Below are 23,163 nucleotides of genomic sequence, written 5' to 3'. Positions count from 1 at the left end.
TTCGGCTGGATTTCGGGGCCCTTGAGGCCCGACGCTCAGCGCAGGACAACAGCAGACATGCGACGGCCCCCGCCGGGACTGCAATCCCAGTGCGAGGGCCTGACCACCGAGGAAGATAGAGGCTTCCCGATGGGTACCCAGAACCCTAGCGCGCCCCCGCGCGCCCAGGCCCGTATCGCGGGCAACCAGCACCCGAACCGGGGCCACCGCACCGGTGGGCTCCAGCACGACAACACCCGCCACACCACCCGCTTCACGGTCATCGGCAACCACCTGACCCAGCACCGGGAGCTCTCGCTGCTCGCCATCGGGCTCGGCGCGCACCTCCAGTCGCTGCCGAAGGGCGCGCCGGCCGACATCAAGACCCTCTCCGCCCGGTTCCCCGAGGGAGCCACCCGTATCGCCGCCGCCCTGCGCGAGCTGGAGGCCCACGGCTACCTGCGCCGCGAGCGCGTACGCACCCCCTCCGGCCGGATCGTCACCCGCACGACCTCCTGCAACCAGCCGGAGGCAGCCCGCCACCACGCCGGGACACCCACCTGTCCGGCGGCGGAACCGCAACGGCAGGAACGGCGGGAGCGGCAGGAGGCGTGCGAGGAGCGGGAGTCGCCGCGTGCGGCGCGTGAGAAACGAGCTTCCCGCAAGCAGCTCCCTGCCGTACCCGGTCCCGGGTATCCCGCCCCCGCGCTTCTCCAGGCCGCCACCGACCTCCTCGCCGGCCTCCACCGCCACGACCCCCGGCTGCTCCTCTCCGCCTGCGACACGGCCCACCTGGCGCCCGGCGTCGCCGCCTGGCTGGAGCGGGACGTCACGCCCACCGCCGTACGCCACGCCCTGACCGCCGACCTGCCGCCCGAGGGCGTACGCCGCCCCGCCGCCCTCCTGGCCCACCGCCTCACCGCCCAGCTGCCGCCCCCGCCGCCCTTCCGCGCACCGGTCGAGCCCTCACCCGGCCGGTACGAGATGCGCAACTGTGACGGCTGCGACCGCGGCTTCCGCGCCCCGGTACCGGGCCCCGACCGCTGCCGCGACTGCCGGAACCGAACGCGAGGCGGCCGGCCGGCATGAGCGCGCGTCAGGGCGCCTCCCGCGTTTATCGGGCCAGGCGGGATGCCGTTCGGTCGATGGACGACACCGGCACCGTCCTGGGCACATCCGAGACCACTGCGGCAGGCGTCATCGGTGAGAAGGCTGCCACCCGCTACGCGGACCTGGCGCGGGCACTGCTGGAACGCGCGGCCGGGCACTCGACATCGCTCTCGGGAAAGGGACTTGGCCCGGCTCGCAGGGCTTTGAAGAACGTGGGGATGCCCGCGGAGGAGGACGACGGTTCCTGGTAGAACTTGGCCATGCCGCTCCGGAGCGGCACGGCCAGCCACCTTGCCCGGCGGATCCCCTCCGCCCCGGCCTTCAGCCTGGAGCCCGCTTTGTCTATACGGACAGGTGCCACTCGCCCGATGTCCCTGCTCCTGTCGACCGTGTTCGCGGCCGGAACGCTCACCGGCTGCGTGCTGCAGGAACTCGCCAGGGACTGCGGGGGGACCGACGACCGGGTGAAGGAGATGGCCGCGCTCGACATCCTCGACTCCCGGCCCGCCGAGGCCACTGTCGCCCGGGGCTTCGAGGAGGTCGACGCCGGCTGCTGGGCGGACAGCGGGGATGTCGCGGTGTACGCCAACCGGACCTACGCCTTCCCTGGAACGCGGGGCGAAGTGGCCGCGCACTACCGGACGGCAGCGGCACGGGACGGGTGGAGTCCGGACCCCGAGGTCTCGTCCGACGAGCTGTGCTTCGTCAAAGAGGGAATGTCCCTGTACGTCTCCTTCCTCACCGCCGAGGGCCTCGAGGAGGACGGCCACGGAAACCGTCCTGACCTCACCACCGGGGCCGGCTACTCGATCGATGTCCACTCGTTCGGGGAGGGCGACGTCGGCGCGGGCTGCTAGAAGTCGTCCGGATCGCTATGGCCGTCGCGCACGTGCTCGACGGCCAGGGACGGCAAGGCCAAGGGCAGCAAGGGGCGACGTGCCGCGGGGCCGCCGGGTGACTCGTAGGCTGGGCCCATGACGGAACTGCCCTCTCGGCGGATGATGCTCGTGCACGCTCATCCGGACGACGAGTCGATCAACAACGGCGCCACCATGGCCCGGTACGCCGCCGAGGGCGTGCACGTGACACTGGTCACCTGCACGCTCGGTGAGCGTGGCGAGGTCATCCCGCCCGAACTGGCCCACCTGAGCGGCGCCGCCCTCGGGCAGCACCGGATGGGGGAGCTGGCCGAGGCGATGCGCGCGCTCGGGGTCGACGACTTCCGGCTGCTCGGCGGTGCCGGGCGCTACAGCGACTCCGGGATGATGGGCCTGCCCGACAACGACGACCCCGGCTGCTTCTGGCAGGCCGACGTCGACCAGGCCGCCGGACTGCTCGCCGAGGTGATCCGCGAGGTCCGGCCCCAGGTGCTCGTCACGTACGACGAGCGCGGCGGCTACGGGCACCCCGACCACATCCAGGCGCACCGCGTCGCCATGCGCGCCGTCCAGCTGGCGGAGAGGGCCGCGGCGGACGGGCAGGACGGGTGGGACGTTCCCAAGGTGTACTGGAACCGGATGCCCCGCTCCGTCGCCGAGGCGGCCTTCGCGCGTCTGGAGGACGAACTGGCCGGGCTGCCGTTCGACAAGGCGGGCAGCATCGGTGACGTGCCGGGGGTCGTCTCCGACGTGCACGTCACCGCCGAGGTCGACGGCACGGCGTACGCGGCCGCCAAGGCCGCCGCGATGCGCGCGCACGCCACCCAGATCACGGTGGCCGAGCCGTACTTCGTGCTCTCCAACGAACTCGCGCAGCCGCTGTTCACCACCGAGTACTACGAGTTGGTGCGCGGAGAGTGTTCCGTCGGCAGGGAGAGCGACCTGTTCGCGGGAGTGGAGACCGGAGCCGGCGGCGGGGAGGCGTCGTGAGCGACCGGAGCGACCGGAGCGACCGGAGCGACCGGAGCGGCCAGAGCGACCGAAGCGGCCAGGAGCGGCCCGTCTCGGCGCTGGCCCAGCCGCTGCGGCTGCCCTCCGCCGGGCGGCTCGCCGCCTGCCTGGGGCTGTTCGTCCTCGGTGCCGTGGTCGGTGTGGCCGGGGCGCTGGTGCAGCCCGCCTGGTTCCCGGGCGGGCTGCTGCTCGCCCTCGCGGGCGAGGCCGGGCTCTGCCTCGCGGCGGGCCTCGCCCTCCGCAGCCGGGCCGGGGCCGCTTCGGCCGCCGGTGGCTGGGTGATCGTCGTCCTCCTGCTCACCGCCAGCCGCCCGGAGGGCGACTTCCTGTTCGCCGCGGGAGCCGGCTCCTATCTCTTCCTGCTCGGCGGCATCGTCGTTGCTGTGATCTGTGCCACCCTCGCGCCGGTGAGGCAACCGAACGGCCGTACCGTCCGACTTGGGAAGTGACGTACCACTTCGCCGCGGTACGCGTGTGCGGGTCCCGTGCGGGTTTCCCCGGCGGTCCTGGGAAACGGGTCGTACGTGGCCAGTATGGTGGTGCGCGCGCCGCTGAGCCTCCCCGAACTCTCGGCTCCGCTCGAGTTGGGGGGGACCCCACCGTGAGGTCGTGACGGGCGGCGGAGCCAACCGGGAGAACCTGCCTTGAGTCGTGAAACTGACACTCCGTCCACCGGGCCCAACGGGCGCGGCGGAGCCGCGTACCCGTCGGGCACTCCGCCCTACGGGATTCCGGCGGTTCCGGACGAGGCGACGGCCGCGGGCCGGCCGGCCGCGCGGTCGGACGAACGACGTCCGGACGAACGCAAGACCGAGACCACCCTGACGACCAGAATCCGGATCAACATCCCCGGATCGAGGCCCATTCCGCCGGTCGTCGTGCGCAAGCCCGTCACGGACGGCGAGGGCGCGGACGACGGCGGCACCCAGTCCGACACCCGTGCCGAGGGCCGGGCGCCGGCGCCCGGTTCTTCCGGGCCCGCGGGCACCGGTACAGGCACCGGGCTCGGGTCCGGCTCCAGGGCCGGGTCCGGTCCCGGCGAGCCGCCCGCGGCGGCTCCGGGCGCGCCGTCCGGCGGCTCGGGACAGCTGGTTCCGCGGCAGTCGGGCCCGCAGCAGCCGGCCCCGCAGCAGTCGGCCCCGGCGGAGACGCCGACCAGTGACTGGTTCGCGCCCCGCAAGTCCAGCGCGGGCAAGGGCGGTACGGGCGGCGGCTCCGGCAACGGGGCGGGCGCGCCGAGCGGTTCGGGTCCCGCGGCGCCCGCGGGCGGCCCCTCCGGTGCCTCCGGTGCCGGTGCACCCGGTGGCGCGCGGCCGGGCGGACGTCCGCCCGGCGTGGTCGGCGGCATGAGCGTGACCAGCGGCGCCCGACCCGGCGGCCCCGGCGGTCCCGCCGGCACGAACGGTTCCGCACCCGGTTCCGGGAGCGGCGGGCTCTCCGGCGCGACCGGCGGCCCGGTGGCCCCCGGGCACGGCGGCGGCACCGGTTCCTTCGACGTGACCGAGGCGCTGGCCGGCGGTGGCCCGGCCGGGCAGCCCGGCCACCCCGGACAGCCCGGGCAGCCCGGCGCGTCCAGCCCTTCCAGCCCGTCCGGTCCGTTCGGGCCGCCCGGTCAGAGCGGCCAGTCCGGCCAGTCCAGGTCGGCGCTGTACCAGGGCGGGCCCGGGGGCCCCACGACCGGCCCGGTCACCGGCCGGGGGCCGATGATCCCGCCGCAGGGCAGCGGCCCCCGCGGCGCGGGCGGCCCCGGCAGCGGGCTGAGCGACGACACCGCGAGCCTCACCCCGCAGATCCACGCCCCCGGCCCGGACGCCCCGGGCTACGACGCCCACTACGACAGCGCCACCGGGTACACCGGCACCAGGAACGCCCCGGTCGTCCCGGCGAGCGCGGCCTTCGACGCGGACGACACCCCCGCCGGCGGCCGCGGCCCGCGCACGCCCTCCAGGTTCCCCGAGCCGGCCGCCCCGACCCCGCCCCCGGCGGCGTCCTCGAAGCCGAAGAAGAAGGGACGCGGCAAGCTCCCTCTGCTCGGCGGCGGCGTGGTCCTCCTCCTCGGCGTCGCCTACGGCGCCGGCCTGCTGATGAACCACTCCGACGTGCCCAAGGGCACCACCGTGCTCGGCGTCGACATCGGCGGCAGCACCCGCGACGAGGCCGTGAAGACGCTCGACAAGGCCCTCGCCGACCGGTTGAACAAGCCGCTCGAGCTGGCCGTCGGCGACAAGACCGTCGAACTGCAGCCGGACAACGCCGGACTGCAGCTGGACACCGACGCCACCGTCGGGGACGCGGCGAAGAGCGACTACAACCCGGTCTCCGTGATCGGCTCGCTCTTCGGCAACAGCCGCGTCGTCGACCCGGTCATCCCCGTCGACGAGGAGAAGCTGCAGGCCGCCCTGGAGGCCGCGGGCGGCGGCTCCGGCAACGACGGCACGATCAGGTTCGAGTCCGGCAAGGCCGTCGCCGTCTACGGCAAGCCCGGCGCGGGCATCGACATCGGCAAGTCGGTCGACGCGGTCGAGGCGGCGTACCGGACCCAGGTGGAGAGCGGTTCCACGCCCCCGGTGAAGGTCCCGACCACCACCCAGGAGCCCACGGTCTCCAAGGCCGAGGTCGACCGGATGATGAAGGAGTACGCCGAACCGGCGATGTCGGCCAACGTGACCGTGCAGACCGATGCGGCGCACACGGTGGTGATGAGTCCGCAGAAGTCGCTGTGGAAGTTCCTCAGGGTGGAGGCCGTCGACGGCAAGCTGGTCGACAAGCCCGACCTGAAGGCCCTGGAGGAGCTCTACGGCCAGACCTTCGAGGGTGTGCTGATCACCCGGGGCAACGGCGAGAAGACGGCGGTCACGCCGCAGGACGTCTACGGCGCCCTCCGCCAGGCGCTGACGAGCACCGGCGACCGCGTCGCCGTCATCGAGACCGACCCCAGCTGACCGGGACCGGCCCCGGCCGACCCGCACCGGCCCCGGCCGCCGCACGACGTCCGCCACGCGACGGACGACGTACGGCGGCCGGGGCCGAGCGCTGCCGGGACGCACCCGGAGCGCCCCGCCTCAGATGTCCCTGGGACGTACCAGGCACAGCGCCCAGATCATGAAGCCGGACAGTCCGATCATCACGACCGACCAGACCGGGTAGTACGGCAGCGACATGAAGTTGGCGATCATGATGAGTCCGCCGATCGCCACACCGGCCACCCGCGCCCACAACTGCGCCTGGAAGAGCCCGAGGCTGACGAGTACGGCCAGGACGCCCAGGGCCAGGTGGATCCAGCCCCAGGACGTGAGGTCGAACTTGAAGACGTAGTTCTGCGTGGTGACGAAGATGTCGTCCTGCGCGATCGCGGAGATCCCCCGGACGATGCCCAGGATCCCCGCGAGCAGCAGCATGACGCCGCCGAAGACGGTCATTCCGCCTGCCACCTGGTGTTTCGTGGACGACGTGCGGGTGCGTGCGTGTGCGTGCGGAGCGTGTGTGGCCATGTCGCCACCTCATTCCGTGGTGTGCGGTCGGGATCCGGGGCGTCGGGGCGGGTCCGTGCGGGTCAGTGGGCGTGTCCGGAGCCGTGGCCGCTCAGTACCAGTTGCTTGGCCCGGTCGAACTCCTCGTCGGTGAGGTCGCCGCGCGAGCGGATCTCGGACAGCCGGTGCAGTTCGTCGGCGGTGCCGGCCTGTGTGCCGTGGCCCGCCGCGGTCTCCCGGATGTAGCTGTCGAACGCCTCCTGCTGCGCGCGGGCCTGCGCGATCTCCCGCCGGCCCATGTTCTTGCCGCGGGCGATGACGTAGACGAACACGCCGACGAAGGGCAGCACGATGACGAAGATCATCCAGCCGGTCTTGGCCCAGCCGCTCAGCGAGTCGTCCCGGAAGATGTCGACGACGACCCGGAACAGCAGCACGAACCACATGACCCACAGGAACAGCAGCAGCATGGTCCAGAAGGCTCCGAGCAGGGGGTAGTCGTACGCGAGGTACGTCGCGGGGCTCATGGCTCTCCTCCGTCCGGCGCGGGGATGCGCGCCGGTTCCAGGTTGCCCGGGGCGGTGACCGTGCCGCCTCACCCCCGACGGGTGATCCCGGCCGGGCCCGGGGTGCGGTGCGCTGGAGAGCGGACGTACGCCGGAACCGGACGAAGCCGGCCGAAGCCAGGAGGGCGGACCATGACCGCACCGAGCGCCGTCGCCGCGGCCCTCTCCCCGGCCGAGCGGACCGAGCGGGGCCGACTGGCCCGCAAACGCGTCACCCGCTCGGCGCACGGCCGGTTCGCCCCCGGCCCCGACCGCTTCGACCCGGTCGAGGTGCTCGAGCGCCAGTCGGCCACGCGGGTGCCCGAACTGGTCCCGATCCGGTACGGGCGGATGCTGGAGTCGCCGTTCCGCTTCTACCGGGGCGCCGCCTCGATCATGGCCGCCGACCTCGCCACGCTGCCGCACAGCGGACTGGAGGTGCAGCTGTGCGGCGACGCGCACCTGCTGAACTTCCGGCTGCTGGCCTCGCCTGAACGGCATCTCGTCTTCGACATCAACGACTTCGACGAGACCTTCCCCGGCCCCTTCGAATGGGACGTCAAACGGCTCGCCGCCAGCCTCGTCATCGCCGGCCGCGCCAACGACTTCTCGCCCCGGGAGCAGAACAAGGCGGTCATCGCCTGCGCGCGGGCGTACCGCGAACGGATGCGGACCTTCGCCGGCATGCGCACCCTGGACATCTGGTACGCCCAGGACGACGTCGACCGGATGCGGGAACTCCTCGCCTCCACCCTCGACCGGTCCGTCCGGCGCCGTACCCAGCGGGCCGCCGAGCGGGCCCGCGCCCACACCTACGTCCAGGCCGTCGACCGGCTCACCCGGCTCACCCCCGAGGGCCGCCGGATCACCCCGGACCCGCCCCTGATCACCCCGCTGCGCGACCTGCTGGCCGACGCGCCCGGACGCGACGAGGAGAGCGAACTGCGCTCCGTCGTCAAGGAATACGCGGACACCCTGTCCTCCGAGCGCCGGCACCTGCTGAGCCGGTACCGGCTCGTGGACACGGCCCGCAAGGTGGTCGGCGTCGGCAGCGTCGGCACCCGCTGCTGGATCCTGCTCCTGCTCGGCCGGGACGACGACGATCCCCTGCTGCTCCAGGCCAAGGAGGCCCAGGAGTCGGTGCTCGAGCCGTACACGGACGGCGAACGCTTCGACAACCAGGGCCGCCGCGTGGTGACCGGGCAGCGCCTGATCCAGACGACCAGTGACATCTTCCTGGGCTGGGCCCGGGTACGGGGCCTGGACGACAGGCAGCGGGACTTCTACGTGCGCCAGCTGCGGGACTGGAAGGGCATCGCGCGCCCGGAGACCATGGACGCCCGGACGCTCGCCCTCTTCGGGGGCTGGTGCGGCGGCAGCCTGGCCCGCGCCCACGCCCGCTCCGGCGACCCCCTCGCGATCGCCGCCTACCTCGGCACGAGCGACCGTTTCGACCAGGCCCTTCCCGACTTCGCCCAGTCCTACGCTGACCGCAACGAGCGGGACTTCGAACAACTCGCCACCGCCGTACGCTCCGGCCGCCTCCCCGTCGAGACCCTCTGAACCCCTGAACCCCTGAACCCGCTGACCCGCGGGCGTCAGCGGGGGGTCGGGCGCATTTCGACCACGCGGAGGCCCAGGGAGCGCAGGCGGGCCAGGAGTCCGTACAGGTGTGCCTCGTCGACCACCTGGCCGAACAGCAGGGTCTGGCCCCGCATCACGACATGGTCCAGCTCGGGGAAGGACTCGGTCAGCGTGTCCGACATGCGGCCGTCGACGCGGATCTCGTAGTGCATGCGTCCCTCCTCCCACGGCTCGGGAGCGGCGGCAGACGTGCTGCCGCCCTGCGATCGTCCACCCCGTCCGGCCGCCCCGCCCTCACCCGTGGCAGGTGAGCGGGGCGGCCGTGTCTCACAGCAGCCGCAGGTCGCGGGCCCGGCGTACGGCGTCGGCGCGGCGGTTGACGTCGAGCTTCCGGTAGACGCTCTTGAGGTGGGTCTTCACCGTGTTGACCGACACGTACAGGTCGGCGGCGATCTCCTCGGTCGTCATCATCCGCGCCAGCCGCCGCAGCACGTCCCGCTCCCGGCCGCTCAGCTCCTCCACCACGGGCGGCACGGCGGACGGCGGGACGTCGGCGGAGCCGGTGACGAGCCACCCCGCGGCCAGCCCCCGCAGCGGGTCCGTGTCCAGCAGCGGCGCCATCCACGGTCCGGCGTCCACGAAGGGGCGGCGCAGCCGGCCGTGCCGGGCACCGCGCAGCGCCACGGCGAGCCACCGGCGGGCGGTGGCCGGGTCCCCCGCCAGGTGCCCGCTCCGGGCCCGTACCAGGGCGGCCCGCACGGACACCCCGGGACCGGTCCGGCCCGCGTCCTGCAGCGCGTCGAGGAGTGCGGCCGCCTCATCGGGACGGCCCGCGGCGAGCTGCATCCTGGCGGCCTCCACGACACAGGCCGGCTGGTCGAGGGGCACCTCGCGGAGCGCCTCGACGGCGGCCCGCGGCCGTCCCTCGGACAGGTGCGCGGCGGCCTCCGCCAGCGCCGTGTGGCCCCGCAACCAGGGGGAGGGCACCTCGGCGGTGACGTCCGGCCGGACCGCCCGGACGGCGGCGCGCGCCGCACCGCGGGCCAGCAGCAGCCGGGCCGTGGCGACGGCCCGCCCCGCCAGCGCGACCGGGTCGTGCGAGGCGTCCCCCTCCGTGGAGGTGCCCGCCTCGTCGAGCAGTTCCTGCGCCCGGTCCAGCTCGTCGCGGTCCACCGCCACCGCCGCCAGCACCAGCCGCTCCAGGCCGGTGCCGGGAGGGCCGGGAAGGCTGTACCGGGCGGTCTCGGCCAGGGCCCGGGACGCCTTGTGCTCCGCCCGGCCGGGCCAGCCGTTGAGCTGGTCGATCAGCGCGAGCTGGGCCAGGGCGTCCTCCCTGGGCAGCGCGGTCGACGCACCCTCGGGCCCGGCGGCGGCCGCCGTCAGGGCCGTCCGGGCCTCCTCGAAGCGGCCCGCCCACAGCCGGGCCGAACCCAGATGGGTCAGCAGCAGCGCGGTGAGCTCGGGATGCCGGTCCAGCAGGTCGGCGGGTACGGCGCCGCGCAGCTCCCCGGCCAGCCGGGCGGCCCGCTCCGCACGCGCCGAGGACCCCGTCAGCCGGGCCGCCAGCACCTCCAGCAGCGCCCAGCACAGCCGTGCCGCCGCCGGGCCCGCGGCCCCCTCGGCCAACTGCCTCCCGGCGCGTTCCAGATGGGCCGGCCCCCGGTCCAGATCGCCACGGGCCAGGTCGCGGGCGGCCCGGACGAGTTCCGGCGCGGGGCCCGTCGCGTCGGGCGCCATACGGGAGAACAGGTCGTCCAGACCGGCCGAGCGCAGCCCGGTGAACAGCTGGCCGATGGCCAGATCGGAGACCAGGGTGCCGGCGGCGAAGTCCCAGTCACCGGCGGCGGCACCGTGGACGAGCGTCTCCGGCAGGAACCCCGCCCCCCTCAGCCAGCGCGCGGCCCGCCGGTGCAGTTCCGGCGCCAGACCGGGGTGCCGCACCGCCAGATGGGCCCGCAGGATCTCCGCGAACAACGGGTGCAGGCCGTACCAGCCGTGCCCGAGGTGCTGCACGAAGGCGTTGCGGTGGTGCAGGGAGTGCAGCACGGGCCCGGCGTCGGAGCGCCCCGTCAGCGCGTTCGCGAGGTCGGGGCAGAACCGCTCCAGGACACTGACCCGCAGCAGCAGGTCCTGCGTGTCGGGCGGCTGGATGTTCAGCACCTCGGCCAGCAGGAAGTCCGCCACCGTGCTCTGCCCGGCCTCGAACTCCTTCAGGTAGGTCTCCGGGTCGGGGCTCTCCCGCGCGGCCAGCGCGCACAGCCGCAGCCCGGCGGCCCACCCCCCGGTGCGGTCCACGAGGGCGTTCACCACGGGCCCGGGCAGGGACAGCCCGTGCCGGCGGAGGAGTTCGCCCGCCTCCCGCGGGGTGAACGCCAGTTCCGCGTCCCGGATCTCCGTCAGCTCCCCGGCGGCCCGGTAGCGGTGCAGCGGCAGCAGCGGCTCCGTACGGGACACCACGACCAGCCGCAGGCCCCCTCCCGCGTGCCGCAGGACGAAGTCCAGCTGGGCGGCCGTCTCCGGCGCGGCGACCGGGTCGAACTCGTCGAGCACGAGGACCGCCGGCCGTCGCGCCGCCGCCGGGCCGCTCAGTTCGGCGGCCAGCCGGTTCAGCAGCCCCTCGTCCACCCGGCTCGGGTCGGCGGGGCAGCCCACCGCCGCGGGGACCGGCACCCCGGCAGTGTGCAGGGCCCGCAGCACGTACGCCCAGAACACGCCGGGACGCAGATGCGGCGCGTCGGTGGTGAACCAGGCCACGGGCAGGGCGAGGCCGGCCGCCCAGTCCGCGACGAGCAGGGTCTTGCCGGCTCCCGCCGCCCCGTTGACGATCGTCAGGGGGGTGGCGAGGGCACCGTCGAGATGCCGGACCAGACGCTCCCGGCGCAGGAACGTGACCGGTCTCGGGGGGACCGCGTACCGGGTCCGCAGGAACGGGTCCCCCCGGGGGTCGACACCGGGGAGGCCGGGGGCGTCCCGCTCCGGGACGTCGTCGATGGCCATGGCACTCACCACCCACCGTCGGCCGCGTCACGCGCGGCGCTTCACCTCCCAGAATCCCAGCGTTCCCGCCGTTGCGCGCGTCGCGGCCGCGCGGGGACGACCCGCGAGGACGCGGAAGCGGTGCCGCCGGAGTCGAACCCGCTTCACATACGCCGTGGTCACACTCGCAAACCAGCGTCATTGCGACTTAAAGGCCGAACCTGGGGGTCGGAGCACTGCGATCCGCCCTGACGGCGCATCGCAGCCCGTTGCCCTGCTCCGCAGGAACTTTGTTTCTCCCCCGCAAGCGGGCGGTACCCCCACCCCCGGCTGAAGCCGGGGGTGTCCACGAAGGAGGCCGGATGAAGAAGATGCCGCCGGGCATGACCGCACCGGTGGTCAGCGACCGGTTGCGGAACAGGCGCATCGGCAGCAGCGGGTGCTCCTGGCGGGTCCCCCTGCTCGAGCTCGTCGAGAGCTCGGGGAGTCGGCAACCGGCGACAACGCCGCTGGGGGTCCTCCCTGCTCGAAGAGCTCGGGGGAGGGCGTGCCAGCACCCGCGTCTGCGGCATGATCCGCCGGACAGGCCCTGGGCCTTAGTTGAGCAGGGCCCGTGCCGCTCGGGCCTGGCCCCGGATCCGCTCCGCGGTCGGCTCGTCCACCGCGGCCACCACCTCGGCGTACGCCTCCAGCTCGTCCGCGCCGTCGGCGAAGTCGCCGCGCTGCACCAGCAACTGGGCCCGCTCGTACCGCAGCCGGGCCGGCCGGGAGGGGAGCAGCAGGGACAGCTCCACCGCCCACAGCGCCACGTCCGACCGCTCCGGGCGGGCGGCCGCCCACGCCCGGATGTTGTTCAGGATGCGCAGGACGACGTCCAGCGGATCGGCCGGTGTCAGCATCGACGCGTCCAGCGGCGCCCCCGTGGCCCCGGCGACCAGCAGATCCGCGTCGGCCCCGGTCAGCAGCCGCCCCCCGTCGAAGGGGTCGACGAGCACCTGCTGCTCCGCCCTGCCGAGGCCCACCACGAAATGGCCGGGGAGCGCGACCCCGTACACCGGGGCGCCCGCCCGCCGGGCCACCTCCAGCCACACCACCGACAGCAGGATCGGCAGCCCGCGCCGGCGGCGCAGTACCTCGTGCAGCAGCGACGACTCCAGGCGCTGGTAGTCGCCCGGAGTGCCGTGGAATCCGTACCGCTCACCCAGCAGCGCGCGCAGTGCCGTCGCCCAGGCGTGCGGGGAGCCGGGCCGGTAGGGGAGCAGGCCGGCCAGCGCGTCCAGTTCGATCTGCGCGGCGTCCATGCCCGTCTCGTCCAGCGTGCCGTCCGCCTCCGCGCCGACCAGCAGGCAGAGCGCGGACAGGTCCGGCTGCTCGGAGCGGGCCTCCTCGCCGAACCGCCGGCGCAGCTCGGCGGACCGTTCCGGGGACGGGGGGCGGGGGGAGCGCATAACCGGTCAGTGCCCTCTCACGGCGCTCCGTCACCTGCCGGAGCCGGTGAGCCGGGTGCGCGGTAGTGGTGGTACGTGTGATGCGTGGCGAAGCCCATTCTGTCGTACAGGGCGCGTGCTTCCACGTTGTCCTCCTCGACCTGGAGCCACGCGGCCGACGCGCCCTCGTCGAGCGCCCGCCGGGCCAGCGCCGCCATCACGGCCGTCGCGAGCCCGCGCCGCCGCCGCGCCGGGTCCACCTCGACCGCCGCGAAGCCCGCCCACCGCCCGTCGACGACGCACCGCCCGATCGCGGTGGGTGCGGACTCGCCCGGCACGGACGCGAACCACACAGAGGGGCCGCCGTGCAGGACCCGCAGGGCCACCTCGCTCACGCCCCCGCGCCGGTAGCGCCCGAGCCACGCCTCGTCGGCCTCCCGGGACAGCACGACCCCGGAACCCCCGGCCGGGCCGGCCGGGTCGGCCGGATCGGTCAGGTCGGTCAGGTCGGCGATCGGGGCGAGGCCGCCGATCCACAGCTCGGCGGTCACCTCGCGCACCCAGCCCCGCCGTTCCAGCTCCGCGCACAGCCGCTCCTGCGTGCCCGCGGCGCCGGTCGCCGTCTGGAGGTAGGCGGGCAGCCCCCGGTCGGCGTACCAGCGGCGTACGGCCGTCAGCGCCTCGTCCAGCGGCACGCCCGGGTCGCCGAGCGGCAGCACGGAGTTGGCCCGGCGGGTGAAGCCGGCCGCCGCCCTCAGCTCCCAGTCGCCCAGCCGCCCGCTCTCCACCGGCCGCCACGCCCGCGCGGCGACCCGCGCCAGCTCCTCGTACGAGGCGGCCGGACCGCGCCTGCGGGCCGGGGCGTGCGGTACCGCCTTGCCCGCGACCAGGGAGGATTCCGGGATGCGGACGCTCTCACCGTTCTTCCGTGTGATCCGCAGCACACCGTCGTCCCATGATGTGAGAACTCCGACCGTGTCGGTGAACCTCTCACCCGGCGGGCCATGCTCGATCAAGCTCCGTACGGAGACCCGTTTGCCCACGTCAGCAGCGGTGATGCGGACCTCGAGACGTCCGGCCGCAGATATTTCCACAGGTCAGTTCACCCCTCCTGTTCGGATCATGCCCCGGAACGGAGATACTAGGGGCGGGCATCGACGACGCCGCGCTCCCGCGCGCCAGGCGGCGGAGCCTGAGGAGGCCCGCCGGCGCCCAATCGAGGAGGAACGACAGCGTGACCTACGTCATCGCGCAGCCTTGTGTCGACGTGAAGGACAAGGCGTGCATCGAGGAGTGCCCGGTCGACTGCATCTACGAGGGCCAGCGGTCCTTGTACATCCACCCGGACGAATGCGTCGACTGCGGCGCCTGTGAACCGGTCTGCCCGGTCGAGGCCATCTTCTACGAGGACGACACTCCCGAGGAGTGGAAGGACTACTACAAGGCGAACGTCGAGTTCTTCGACGACCTCGGCTCGCCCGGCGGCGCCAGCAAGCTGGGGCTGATCGAGCGAGACCACCCGTTCATCGCCGCGCTGCCGCCGCAGGCCTAGAGCGCGCTGCTCGCGCATCGGCGCGCACCGGAACCCCGGGGCCTGCCGCCGCGCGCGGCCCGCACGTCCGTGCCGCCTCGGTTCCGTACGGTCCGATCGCACCCGATCGCCGTGCGGGGCCGGGGCGTTTGCCGTACCGGTGCGGCAGCAGCGCGGCAGCAGTGCCGCACCAGAAAGTGAGCCAGAACCCGTGTCCGCAGTCTCCGACCGGCTGCCCACCTTCCCCTGGGACAAGCTGGAGCCCTACAAGAAGACGGCCGCCGGGCACCCCGACGGCATCGTCGACCTCTCGGTCGGCACCCCCGTCGACCCGGTCCCCGAACGGATCCAGAAGGCCCTGATCGCCGCGGCGGACTCCCCGGGCTACCCCACGGTCTGGGGCACCCCGGAACTGCGCGACGCCCTCACCCACTGGGTGGAGCGTCGCCTGGGGGCCCGCGAGGTCACCCACCGTCATGTGCTGCCGGTCGTCGGCTCCAAGGAACTGGTCGCCTGGCTCCCCACCCAGCTGGGCCTCGGCCCCGGCGACCGGGTGGCGTACCCGCGCCTGGCCTATCCGACGTACGAGGTCGGAGCCCGCCTGGCCCGCGCGGAGCACGAGGCGTACGACGACCCGACCGCACTGGACCCGGCGGGCCTGAAGCTCCTCTGGCTGAACTCCCCGTCCAACCCGACGGGCAAGGTGCTCGCCAAGGCGGAGCTGACCCGGATCGTCGCCTGGGCCCGCGAGCACGGCGTCCTCGTCCTCTCCGACGAGTGCTACCTCGAACTGGGCTGGGACGCCGAACCGGTCTCGGTGCTGCACCCCGACGTCAACGGCGGCTCGTACGAGGGCCTCGTCTCCGTGCACTCGCTGTCCAAGCGGTCCAACCTCGCGGGTTACCGCGCCGCCTTCCTGGCCGGCGACCCCGACGTCCTCGGACCGCTGCTGCAGATCCGCAAGCACGGCGGCATGATGACCTCGGCGCCCACCCAGGCGGCCATGGTGGCGGCCCTGGGCGACGACGAGCACGTACGCGTCCAGCGCGAACGGTACGCGGCCCGCCGCACCGCCCTGCGGATGGCCCTCCTGGGGCACGGCTTCCGGATCGAGCACAGCGAGGCCGGACTCTACCTGTGGGCCACCCGCGACGAGTCCTGCTGGGACACCGTCGGCCGCCTCGCCGAGCGCGGCGTCCTGGTCGCGCCGGGCGACTTCTACGGTCCGGCGGGCGAGAAGTTCGTGCGCGTCGCCGTGACCGCCACGGACGAGCGCGTCCGCGCGGCGGTGGAGCGCCTGAAGGCGTGACGCGGTGGAGCGCACGACGCGCGCGGACGGGGCCCGGGTTCTCCCGGGCCCCGTCCGCGTGGGGGACCTGCGCACCGGCGTGCCCGCCGGGGCGGTGAGGGGGCGGCTCAGCCGATCGGCAGCGACGCGGCCGGCAGGGTCCGGGCGGTCGGCACGCCGTCCAGGGGGAGGGAGCCGGTGGTGCCCGTGGCGTCGTTGACGACCTGCGTCGTGTCGTTCACGGGGGAGGCCAGGTTCGACCCGTCCAGGGCGGTCAGCCCGCCGACGTTCGGGGCGGCGGGCAGCGCGGGGGCCGCGGCGGCGGAACCGGCCGCACCGACCCCGGCGGCCGCTCCGGCGGCGACGAGCAGCGCGGCACGGGCGATCCGGCGGGTCAGGGGGAGGGACATGGTGCTGCTCCTTGAGCGGTAGGGGACGACGGTGTGTCCGCCCGGACCCGATGGTCGATCTCCGGGCCCGGACTCAGTGACTACCGCTCGAAGGCCGGGAAGGTTGCGGCAGGGCGGCGTAAAGAGTTGGCAATGCGTCGCATCATCGGCTGCGCATAAAAGCGGATGAACGGTGCATGGTTCGGCGGGCTGACGAACGGTTACGGCAGCGCGGCCCCAAGGGATGCCGCCGGACCGGGACCGACGGCGCGACGACCCGCGCACGCCGTCGACGGCCCGCACTCCGTACCACCCCCGGGAGCGACCTCTCGCACCCCTGTGCGGCGCCCCTGTGCGGGCTACCGCGCGGTCGTGATCCGAACCTCGCCCGCGCCGTCGCCCGCGGCCTCGGTGTTCTTGCCGTCGAGCGTGCGCCACTGGTGGCCGGTGCTCCCCGCGGTCCACTCCCGCCCGGCGTACACCACCCGCTCTATGCGCAGCTCGGAGGCGTTGGCCACGGCCCAGTGCGCGAGCTGCCAGCCCGGCGCCCCGGCCTTCCGTCCCGCCTCGGCGTCGGCGCGGACCGACAGCGTCACGGTCCGCCCGTCGGGGTCGACGTCGGCATCCGCCAAGGACACGTCGAACGCGTCGGACGCCTCGGACGCATCCGACGCGTCGGGCGCGGACGACGAGGGTGGCGCGGGGGAGGGGACCGGGGAGGCCGCCGTGTCGCTCACTTCGGCACCGGCCGGCTCCAGCGTGCCTCCTCCGAAGTCCCGGGCCAGCGCCGCGCGCACCGCGTCGGTGTCCGTCGAACCGGTCGTCCCCGGGCGGCCCTTGCAGGTCAGGGTGGCCGCCGAGTTGCCGGTGAGGGCGGCGGCCAGCAGGGTGGCGTCCGGCTCGTGCTTGGCGTACGCCTGCGGGAAGCCGCTGAGCTGCACCCGCTGCGCGGCGACGGTGAGCGGCAGCCGGGTGTAGCCCGGCACCTTCTCCAGGCCCTCGTAGAACTTCTCCGCCGAGTACACCGGGTCCATGATCTGCTCCGGTGTGCCCCAGCCCTGCGAGGGCCGCTGCTGGAACAGGCCGAGCGAGTCGCGGTCGCCGTAGTCGATGTTCCGCAGCGCCGACTCCTGGAGGGCCGTCGCCAGCGCGATCGTCACGGCCCGCTCGGGCAGTTCGCGCGCGGTGCCCACGGCGGTGATCGTCGCCGCGTTCACCGCCTGCTCCGGGGTGAACTCGTAGGTGGCTCCGTCGCCCTTGCCCGACACGACGCGGCAGCCCGGTCCGCTGCCGCCCCCCGAGTCGTACTGGACCGCGAGGTAGCCGGCGACTCCGAGGAGAACCACGGAGGCCGCCCCGAAACGGAGGAGACGGCCCCGACGCCTGGAAGGAAGAGGTGGCTCTGACACGCGTACAAGGTACTGGAGAGTACGAGACGTGTGTGCCGGGTGTGGACAGTGTGCCCGGACCCGCGCGTTAGGGTCGTCGTCATGGCCGACACTCCGCTTGACCTCACCCTGGACGCGGCACGACTGACCGCGCGGCTCGTCGACTTCCCCTCCGTCAGCGGCACCGAGAAGCCGCTCGCGGACGCGATCGAGTCCGCCCTGCGCGACCTGCCGCACCTCACGGTCGACCGGTACGGCAACAACGTCGTGGCCCGGACGCACCTCGGACGCGCGGAGCGGGTGATCCTCGCCGGTCACATCGACACCGTCCCGATCGCGGACAACGTCCCCTCCCGGCTCGACGCGGACGGCGTGCTGTGGGGCTGCGGCACCTGCGACATGAAGGCGGGCGTGGCGGTCCAGCTGCGCATCGCGGCCACCGTCCCCGCCCCCAACCGGGACCTGACCTTCGTCTTCTACGACAACGAGGAGGTCTCCGCGGACCTCAACGGGCTGAAGCACGTCGCCGAGCAGCACCCCGACTGGCTGGAGGGCGACTTCGCGGTCCTCCTCGAGCCCTCCGACGGCCAGGTGGAGGGCGGCTGCCAGGGCACGCTCCGGGTGCTGCTGAGGACCACCGGCGAGCGCGCCCACTCCGCGCGGAGCTGGATGGGCTCCAACGCGATCCACGCGGCGGCCCCCGTCCTCGCCCGCCTCGCCTCCTACGAGCCGCGCCGCCCGGTGATCGACGGCCTGGAGTACCGGGAGGGCCTGAACGCGGTGGGCATCTCCGGGGGCGTGGCCGGCAACGTCATCCCCGACGAGTGTGTCGTCACCGTCAACTTCCGCTACGCGCCCGACCGTTCGGAGGACGAGGCGCTGGCCCACGTGCGGGAGGTCTTCGCCGACTGCGGTGTGGCCGAGTTCATCGTCGACGACCACAGCGGTGCGGCCCTGCCCGGCCTGTCCCACCCGGCCGCGGCGGCCTTCATCGAGGCCGTGGGCGGCACCCCCCAGCCCAAGTACGGCTGGACGGACGTCTCCCGCTTCTCGGCGCTCGGCGTCCCGGCGGTCAACTACGGTCCCGGCAACCCGCACCTGGCGCACAAGCGGGACGAGCGCGTGGACACGGCGAAGATCCTGGCGGGGGAGGAGCGGCTGCGGTCCTGGCTGACCGCGTGAGGGAGTTTCGGAACGCTGTCCCGCGGACATGCTGACGTCCCCCGCACGTAACCCGCGTAGATCTACGCTGAAATGGAACGATCTCTCCCCGGCACCTCGGCGTCCCCCGAGCGGGGAGACAGCAATCGGAGGGAGCGCATATGGCTACTGGCAACCCCGAGGGCAAGAAGAGCCCACCGGAGGAACAGCGCCTGGGCCCGGTGCTCCGCAGACGGAGCCAGGTCCAGACGAGCACCACGGACCAGCGGCTGCTGGACGGGCGCACACCCTCGGACTGGGTGCACACCGACCCCTGGCGGGTGCTGCGCATCCAGTCGGAGTTCATCGAGGGCTTCGGCACGCTCGCCGAGCTGCCGCCCGCCATCAGCGTCTTCGGCTCGGCGCGCACACCGGTGGACGCACCGGAGTACGAGACCGGTGTCCGGCTGGGCCGGGGACTGGTCGAAGCGGGCTTCGCGGTGATCACCGGCGGCGGCCCCGGGGCCATGGAAGCGGCCAACAAGGGCGCGTGCGAGGCCCAGGGCGTCTCGGTCGGCCTCGGCATCGAGCTGCCGTTCGAGCAGGGGCTGAACGGCTACGTCGACATCGGCCTGAACTTCCGGTACTTCTTCGTGCGCAAGCTGATGTTCGTCAAGTACTCGCAGGGCTTCGTGGTCCTGCCCGGCGGACTCGGCACCCTCGACGAACTCTTCGAGGCCCTGACCCTGGTCCAGACGCAGAAGATCACCCAGTTCCCCATCGTCCTGTTCGGCACCGACTACTGGGGCGGTCTGGTCGACTGGCTGCACGGCACGGTCATCGCCCAGGGCAAGGCGGCCGACAAGGACCTCCTCCTCTTCCACGTCACGGACGACGTCGACGAGGCGGTGGCGCTGGTCTCCAAGGAGGCGGGCCGCTGAGGCGGTAGGGCGCGGGGCGTACGTCCGGGGCGCCGTGCCCCCCCGGCGGGGACGCGGCGCCCTCGCACCCTCCGGCGGGGACGGGCCCTACGCCAGCCCCCGCCGGGCCACCGCGGGATCGCGATGCCCCGCGATCGACGCCACCATGTCCAGCACCTGCCGCGTCTCCGCCACCTCGTGCACCCGGTACACCCGGGCCCCCAGCCACGCCGACACCGCCGTCGTCGCCAGGGTCCCCAGCACCCGCTCCTTCACCGGCCGGTCCAGGGTCTCCCCGACGAAGTCCTTGTTGGACAGCGACACCAGCACCGGCCACCCGGTGGCGACCATCTCGTCCAGCCGTCGCGTCGCCTCGAGACTGTGCCGGGTGTTCTTCCCGAAATCGTGCCCGGGGTCGATCATCACCGACTCCCGCGGCACCCCCAGCGCCACGGCCCGCTCCGCCAGCCCCACGGTCCGCTCCAGGATGTCGGCCATCACGTCCTCGTACGTCACCCGGTGCGGCCGGGTCCGCGGCCGGGCGCCCCCCGCATGGGTGCACACCAGCCCCGCGCCGTACCGCGCCGCGACCTCCGCGAGCCGCGGATCGACCCCTCCCCACGCGTCGTTGAGCACGTCCGCCCCGGCCTCGCAGACGGCCTCACCCACGTCGTGCCGCCAGGTGTCCACGCTGATCACGGCGTCCGGGAAGCGCCGCCGCACCTCGGCGACGAAACCGACGGTCCGCCGCGCCTCCTCCTCGGCGGACACCTCCTCGCCCGGCCCGGCCTTCACCCCGCCGATGTCGATGATCGCGGCGCCCTCGGCCACCGCCTGCTCCACGCGCGCGAGCGCCGGCTCGTCGTGGAAGGTCGCGCCCTGGTCGTAGAAGGAGTCCGGGGTCCGGTTCACGATCGCCATGATCACCGGCTCGTGCGGTGCGAACTCCCGCCTGCCCAGCCTGAACATCCCCTGTGACCTCTTCTCGTTCGTAAGGGCCCGTGATGGTTTATAAGGTGTGGCCCGGGTTCCGTCCGGTCCGCGGCCGTCCACGACCGCCTGTGCCCCTGACTGTCAGACTCGCATGGCACGATCGGAGCCACACACCCGACTCCGTTCCGACCCGATCCAACCGTGGGGGCCCCAGCGATGGTTATGTTCCTGTTCCTGGTCGTCGCGCTCGCCGTGGTGGTCGCCGCGGTGACCCTCGCCGTGGTGGGCGGCGGGGAGAACGGCCCGCTGCCCGAGGCGGTCCCCGACCGCCTGACGGACTCCCTGCCGCCGGACCGCCCGGTCGGCCGGGCGGACGTGGACGGTCTTCGCATCCCGCTCGCCGTCCGCGGCTACCGCATGGCCGACGTGGACGACGCCCTCAGCCGGCTCGGCGCCGAGCTCGCCGAGCGCGACGCCCGGATCGCCGACCTGGAGTCCGCGCTCGCCGGCGCCCGCGCCGCCGCGGCCCACGTCTCCACGGAGAAGCCCGCCGCACACCCGGAGGACCGACAGCCGTGACCGGCGGCGCCCTCACCGGCCCGGACGGCGCCCCGCGCTGCCCCTGGGCCCTGTCCGCCGAGGACTACACCGCCTACCACGACCAGGAGTGGGGCCGCCCGGTCCACGGAGACGACGCCCTCTTCGAGCGGCTCAGCCTGGAGGCCTTCCAGTCCGGCCTGTCCTGGATCACGATCCTGCGCCGCCGTCCGGGTTTCCGCACCGCCTTCGCCGGTTTCCGGATCGCGGCCGTCGCGGAGTTCACCGACGCCGACCGGGAGCGCCTGCTGGCCGACACCGGCATCATCCGCAACCGCGCCAAGATCGACGCGACCCTCGCCAACGCACGCCTGCTGGCCGGGTGGGCGCCCGGCGACCTGGACGCCCTGATCTGGTCCCACGCCCCGGACCGGTCCGGGCGCCCGGCGCCGCGTACCCTCGCCGACGTCCCGGCGGTCACCCCCGAGTCGACGGCGCTGTCCAAGGCGCTGAAGAAACAGGGCCTGCGCTTCGTCGGCCCGACCACGGCCTACGCGCTGATGCAGGCCTGCGGGCTGGTCGACGACCACCTGGCGGACTGCGTCGCCCGGCGGCCCTGAGCCGCCGGGCGGTTCTGCACCCCGGGCCCGGGCCCCGGGCCGTCGGTCAGCGGCCCAGGTACTTCGGCTTCTCCTTGTCGACGAAGGCCCGCACGGCGATCGCGTGGTCCTCGGAGGCGCCCGCCCGGGTCTGGAGCTCGTCCTCCTTCTCCAGCGTCTCCTCCAGGGAGTGGCCGAGCCCGTAGGCCACCGACTCCTTCAGCGCCGCGTACGCCACCGTCGGCCCCGCGGCCAGCGCCCGCGCCGTCTTCTCCGCTTCCGCGCGCAGCTCGGCGGCGGGGACCAGCCGGTTCGCGATCCCGAGGTCGTACGCCTCCTGGGCCGTGATGTTGCGCGGGAAGAGCAGCAGATCGGTCGCGCGACCGGGGCCGACGACCCGCGGCAGGGTCCAGGAGATCCCCGAGTCCGCGGTCAGCGCGACCCCGGCGAACGACGTGTTGAAAGCCGCCGTGTCGGCCACGATCCGGTAGTCCGCCGCCAGCGCGAAGCCGAAGCCCGCCCCGGCCGCGACCCCGTTCACCGCGGCGACCACCGGCTTCGCGGCCCCGGCGAGCGCCTTCACGATCGGGTTGTAGTGCTCGCGCACCGTCTCCATCGTCCGCCCCGCGCCGTCCTCGCGGTCGGCGATCAGCAGCTCGATGTGCTCCTTGAGGTCCTGCCCGACGCAGAAGGCCCGGTCACCGGCGGCGGTCAGCAGCACGGCCCGCACGGCGTCGTCGTCCGCGGCGTCCCGGACCGCGTCCCGGAGCGCGACCTTCGCCGCCACGTTCAGCGCGTTCATCGCCTCCGGGCGGTTCAGCGTGATCGTCGCGAGTCCGTCGCGCACCTCGTAGAGCACGGTGTCGGCCATGGTGTGTCCCCTCCGCGTGGCGGCTCGGGGCGTACCGGCCGGTACGCCCCCGTGCAGGACAGCATGACGGAGATCGCCGGCGGTGGCGCGGTGCCGTTGTGTGACCTGCGTCAAAGAATTACCGGTGGTTTTCGTCGGGTGGAACGGCGTGCGGTGGCGCAGTATCGCAGCCACATCGCCGAATTGGGTGGTTTTGCTCGCGCGCGTTGCCCAAGCGATGCCGACCGATGTTGGTCATCGGGTCGTGCGATGCGGGATAATGGCCTGGAAGCAATGTGTTCGATGCCGGTGGCGTGTGTCCTGCTTCAAGGACCGCAGGTGCCCTTCAGTGGGCCGTCGGCTTCAGACGGTTGAGCTGGGTTTCAGGAAGGGGAACGAGCATGGCGGCCATGAAGCCGCGGACGGGTGATGGCCCGCTCGAGGTGACCAAGGAGGGGCGGGGCATCGTCATGCGCGTTCCGCTCGAAGGCGGCGGTCGGCTCGTCGTCGAGCTGACCCCGGACGAGGCCGACGCGCTCGGCGACGCCCTCAAGAAGGTCGTCGGCTGACGCGCAAGCGACCATACCCTTTCGGTTCAGTTCAGTCGC

At 73.6% G+C, this 23,163-nt stretch carries 25 protein-coding genes; 15 read left to right on the top strand and 10 right to left on the bottom strand.

What is annotated here, in order from left to right; translation table 11 throughout:
- Positions 1–129 precede the first annotated feature (129 nt).
- The 6 genes from ACWEQO_RS10365 (at position 130) to ACWEQO_RS10340 (ending at position 5,920) form a co-directional block, all read left to right on the top strand.
- Positions 130–1,068 carry a helix-turn-helix domain-containing protein gene (locus ACWEQO_RS10365; RefSeq protein WP_452981084.1) on the top strand — a complete coding sequence of 313 codons (939 nt, stop codon included), beginning with the start codon at positions 130–132 and terminating at the stop codon, positions 1,066–1,068.
- Positions 1,069–1,124: 56 nt separating this feature from the next.
- The gene (locus ACWEQO_RS10360) at positions 1,125–1,340 is read left to right on the top strand and encodes a hypothetical protein (RefSeq protein ID WP_452981081.1); all 216 of its coding nucleotides are present in this window, start codon (positions 1,125–1,127) and stop codon (positions 1,338–1,340) included.
- Positions 1,341–1,457: 117 nt separating this feature from the next.
- Positions 1,458–1,946, top strand: coding sequence for a hypothetical protein (locus tag ACWEQO_RS10355; protein ID WP_452981078.1), 489 nt, complete (start codon positions 1,458–1,460; stop codon positions 1,944–1,946).
- Positions 1,947–2,063: 117 nt separating this feature from the next.
- Positions 2,064–2,957, top strand: coding sequence for an N-acetyl-1-D-myo-inositol-2-amino-2-deoxy-alpha-D-glucopyranoside deacetylase (gene mshB / locus ACWEQO_RS10350; protein ID WP_452981075.1), 894 nt, complete (start codon positions 2,064–2,066; stop codon positions 2,955–2,957).
- Positions 2,958–3,037: 80 nt separating this feature from the next.
- Positions 3,038–3,427: a DUF6113 family protein gene (locus ACWEQO_RS10345; protein WP_452981156.1), complete on the top strand. Its 390-nt coding sequence runs from the start codon at positions 3,038–3,040 to the stop codon at positions 3,425–3,427.
- Between the two features lie 195 nt (positions 3,428–3,622).
- Positions 3,623–5,920, top strand: a complete 2,298-nt coding sequence (locus tag ACWEQO_RS10340; protein ID WP_452981072.1) for a hypothetical protein — start codon at positions 3,623–3,625, stop codon at positions 5,918–5,920.
- 120 nt (positions 5,921–6,040) lie between these two features.
- Here ACWEQO_RS10340 and ACWEQO_RS10335 read toward each other — a convergent pair whose 3' ends face one another.
- Positions 6,041–6,469, bottom strand: coding sequence for a DUF7144 family membrane protein (locus tag ACWEQO_RS10335; protein WP_452981069.1), 429 nt, complete (start codon positions 6,467–6,469; stop codon positions 6,041–6,043).
- A gap of 62 nt (positions 6,470–6,531) precedes the next feature.
- The gene (locus ACWEQO_RS10330; RefSeq protein ID WP_452981066.1) at positions 6,532–6,975 is read right to left on the bottom strand and encodes a PLDc N-terminal domain-containing protein; all 444 of its coding nucleotides are present in this window, start codon (positions 6,973–6,975) and stop codon (positions 6,532–6,534) included.
- Positions 6,976–7,146: 171 nt separating this feature from the next.
- On the opposite strand from ACWEQO_RS10330, the gene ACWEQO_RS10325 reads away from it, so the two are divergent.
- The gene (locus ACWEQO_RS10325; protein WP_361461470.1) at positions 7,147–8,556 is read left to right on the top strand and encodes a DUF2252 domain-containing protein; all 1,410 of its coding nucleotides are present in this window, start codon (positions 7,147–7,149) and stop codon (positions 8,554–8,556) included.
- Between the two features lie 35 nt (positions 8,557–8,591).
- Here ACWEQO_RS10325 and ACWEQO_RS10320 read toward each other — a convergent pair whose 3' ends face one another.
- The 4 genes from ACWEQO_RS10320 to ACWEQO_RS10305 all read right to left on the bottom strand — a co-directional run bounded on the left by ACWEQO_RS10320 (position 8,592) and on the right by ACWEQO_RS10305 (position 14,074).
- Positions 8,592–8,789, bottom strand: a complete 198-nt coding sequence (locus tag ACWEQO_RS10320) for a hypothetical protein (protein ID WP_361461468.1) — start codon at positions 8,787–8,789, stop codon at positions 8,592–8,594.
- 115 nt (positions 8,790–8,904) lie between these two features.
- Positions 8,905–11,574 carry a LuxR C-terminal-related transcriptional regulator gene (locus tag ACWEQO_RS10315; RefSeq protein WP_452981062.1) on the bottom strand — a complete coding sequence of 890 codons (2,670 nt, stop codon included), beginning with the start codon at positions 11,572–11,574 and terminating at the stop codon, positions 8,905–8,907.
- A gap of 575 nt (positions 11,575–12,149) precedes the next feature.
- Positions 12,150–13,001 (bottom strand): transglutaminase family protein, encoded by an 852-nt coding sequence (locus ACWEQO_RS10310; RefSeq protein ID WP_452981059.1) that lies wholly within the window; start codon positions 12,999–13,001, stop codon positions 12,150–12,152.
- Positions 13,002–13,018: 17 nt separating this feature from the next.
- Positions 13,019–14,074 (bottom strand): GNAT family N-acetyltransferase, encoded by a 1,056-nt coding sequence (locus ACWEQO_RS10305; protein WP_452981056.1) that lies wholly within the window; start codon positions 14,072–14,074, stop codon positions 13,019–13,021.
- 140 nt (positions 14,075–14,214) lie between these two features.
- Between ACWEQO_RS10305 and fdxA the strand changes: the two genes are divergently transcribed.
- Together fdxA and ACWEQO_RS10295 are read left to right on the top strand one after the other, a co-directional pair.
- On the top strand, positions 14,215–14,532 hold the full coding sequence (gene fdxA / locus ACWEQO_RS10300; protein ID WP_055572727.1) for a ferredoxin: 318 nt from the start codon (positions 14,215–14,217) through the stop codon (positions 14,530–14,532).
- Positions 14,533–14,722: 190 nt separating this feature from the next.
- Positions 14,723–15,820 carry a bifunctional succinyldiaminopimelate transaminase/glutamate-prephenate aminotransferase gene (locus tag ACWEQO_RS10295; RefSeq protein WP_452981052.1) on the top strand — a complete coding sequence of 366 codons (1,098 nt, stop codon included), beginning with the start codon at positions 14,723–14,725 and terminating at the stop codon, positions 15,818–15,820.
- A 107-nt stretch (positions 15,821–15,927) separates the two neighbouring features.
- On the opposite strand, the gene ACWEQO_RS10290 is transcribed toward ACWEQO_RS10295, so the two are convergent.
- Together ACWEQO_RS10290 and ACWEQO_RS10285 are read right to left on the bottom strand one after the other, a co-directional pair.
- A complete protein-coding gene (locus ACWEQO_RS10290; protein ID WP_361459024.1) occupies positions 15,928–16,209 on the bottom strand; it encodes an ATP-binding protein in 282 nt (93 codons plus the stop codon).
- A gap of 338 nt (positions 16,210–16,547) precedes the next feature.
- The gene (locus ACWEQO_RS10285; RefSeq protein WP_452981048.1) at positions 16,548–17,597 is read right to left on the bottom strand and encodes a heavy metal transporter; all 1,050 of its coding nucleotides are present in this window, start codon (positions 17,595–17,597) and stop codon (positions 16,548–16,550) included.
- An 81-nt stretch (positions 17,598–17,678) separates the two neighbouring features.
- Here ACWEQO_RS10285 and dapE point away from each other — a divergent pair, with 81 nt between their 5' ends.
- Together dapE and ACWEQO_RS10275 are read left to right on the top strand one after the other, a co-directional pair.
- Positions 17,679–18,758, top strand: coding sequence for a succinyl-diaminopimelate desuccinylase (gene dapE / locus ACWEQO_RS10280; RefSeq protein WP_361459028.1), 1,080 nt, complete (start codon positions 17,679–17,681; stop codon positions 18,756–18,758).
- Positions 18,759–18,898: 140 nt separating this feature from the next.
- Complete coding sequence (locus ACWEQO_RS10275; RefSeq protein WP_361459030.1) at positions 18,899–19,657, top strand: LOG family protein; 759 nt, start codon at positions 18,899–18,901, stop codon at positions 19,655–19,657.
- An 87-nt stretch (positions 19,658–19,744) separates the two neighbouring features.
- Here the strand turns inward: ACWEQO_RS10275 and folP are convergent, their stop codons facing one another.
- Positions 19,745–20,605: a dihydropteroate synthase gene (folP, locus tag ACWEQO_RS10270; protein ID WP_361459032.1), complete on the bottom strand. Its 861-nt coding sequence runs from the start codon at positions 20,603–20,605 to the stop codon at positions 19,745–19,747.
- A gap of 186 nt (positions 20,606–20,791) precedes the next feature.
- Here folP and ACWEQO_RS10265 point away from each other — a divergent pair, with 186 nt between their 5' ends.
- Positions 20,792–21,148, top strand: coding sequence for a DivIVA domain protein (locus ACWEQO_RS10265; protein WP_361459154.1), 357 nt, complete (start codon positions 20,792–20,794; stop codon positions 21,146–21,148).
- Positions 21,145–21,726 carry a DNA-3-methyladenine glycosylase I gene (locus ACWEQO_RS10260; RefSeq protein WP_452981044.1) on the top strand — a complete coding sequence of 194 codons (582 nt, stop codon included), beginning with the start codon at positions 21,145–21,147 and terminating at the stop codon, positions 21,724–21,726. Before ACWEQO_RS10265 ends, ACWEQO_RS10260 begins: the two co-directional genes overlap by 4 nt.
- Before the next feature lie 46 nt (positions 21,727–21,772).
- On the opposite strand, the gene chcB is transcribed toward ACWEQO_RS10260, so the two are convergent.
- Positions 21,773–22,576 carry a 2-cyclohexenylcarbonyl CoA isomerase gene (chcB, locus tag ACWEQO_RS10255; protein WP_452981041.1) on the bottom strand — a complete coding sequence of 268 codons (804 nt, stop codon included), beginning with the start codon at positions 22,574–22,576 and terminating at the stop codon, positions 21,773–21,775.
- Between the two features lie 63 nt (positions 22,577–22,639).
- Between chcB and ACWEQO_RS10250 the strand changes: the two genes are divergently transcribed.
- Both ACWEQO_RS10250 and ACWEQO_RS10245 read left to right on the top strand, forming a co-directional pair.
- Positions 22,640–22,930: a hypothetical protein gene (locus ACWEQO_RS10250; protein WP_452981038.1), complete on the top strand. Its 291-nt coding sequence runs from the start codon at positions 22,640–22,642 to the stop codon at positions 22,928–22,930.
- A 26-nt stretch (positions 22,931–22,956) separates the two neighbouring features.
- A complete protein-coding gene (locus ACWEQO_RS10245; RefSeq protein ID WP_003966491.1) occupies positions 22,957–23,124 on the top strand; it encodes a DUF3117 domain-containing protein in 168 nt (55 codons plus the stop codon).
- Positions 23,125–23,163 lie beyond the last annotated feature (39 nt).

It is taken from the genome of Streptomyces sp. NPDC004051 (genome assembly GCF_053604275.1).
The sequence above is the reverse complement of the archived record's forward strand: the minus strand, read 5'-3'. Positions and strand labels throughout refer to the sequence as shown.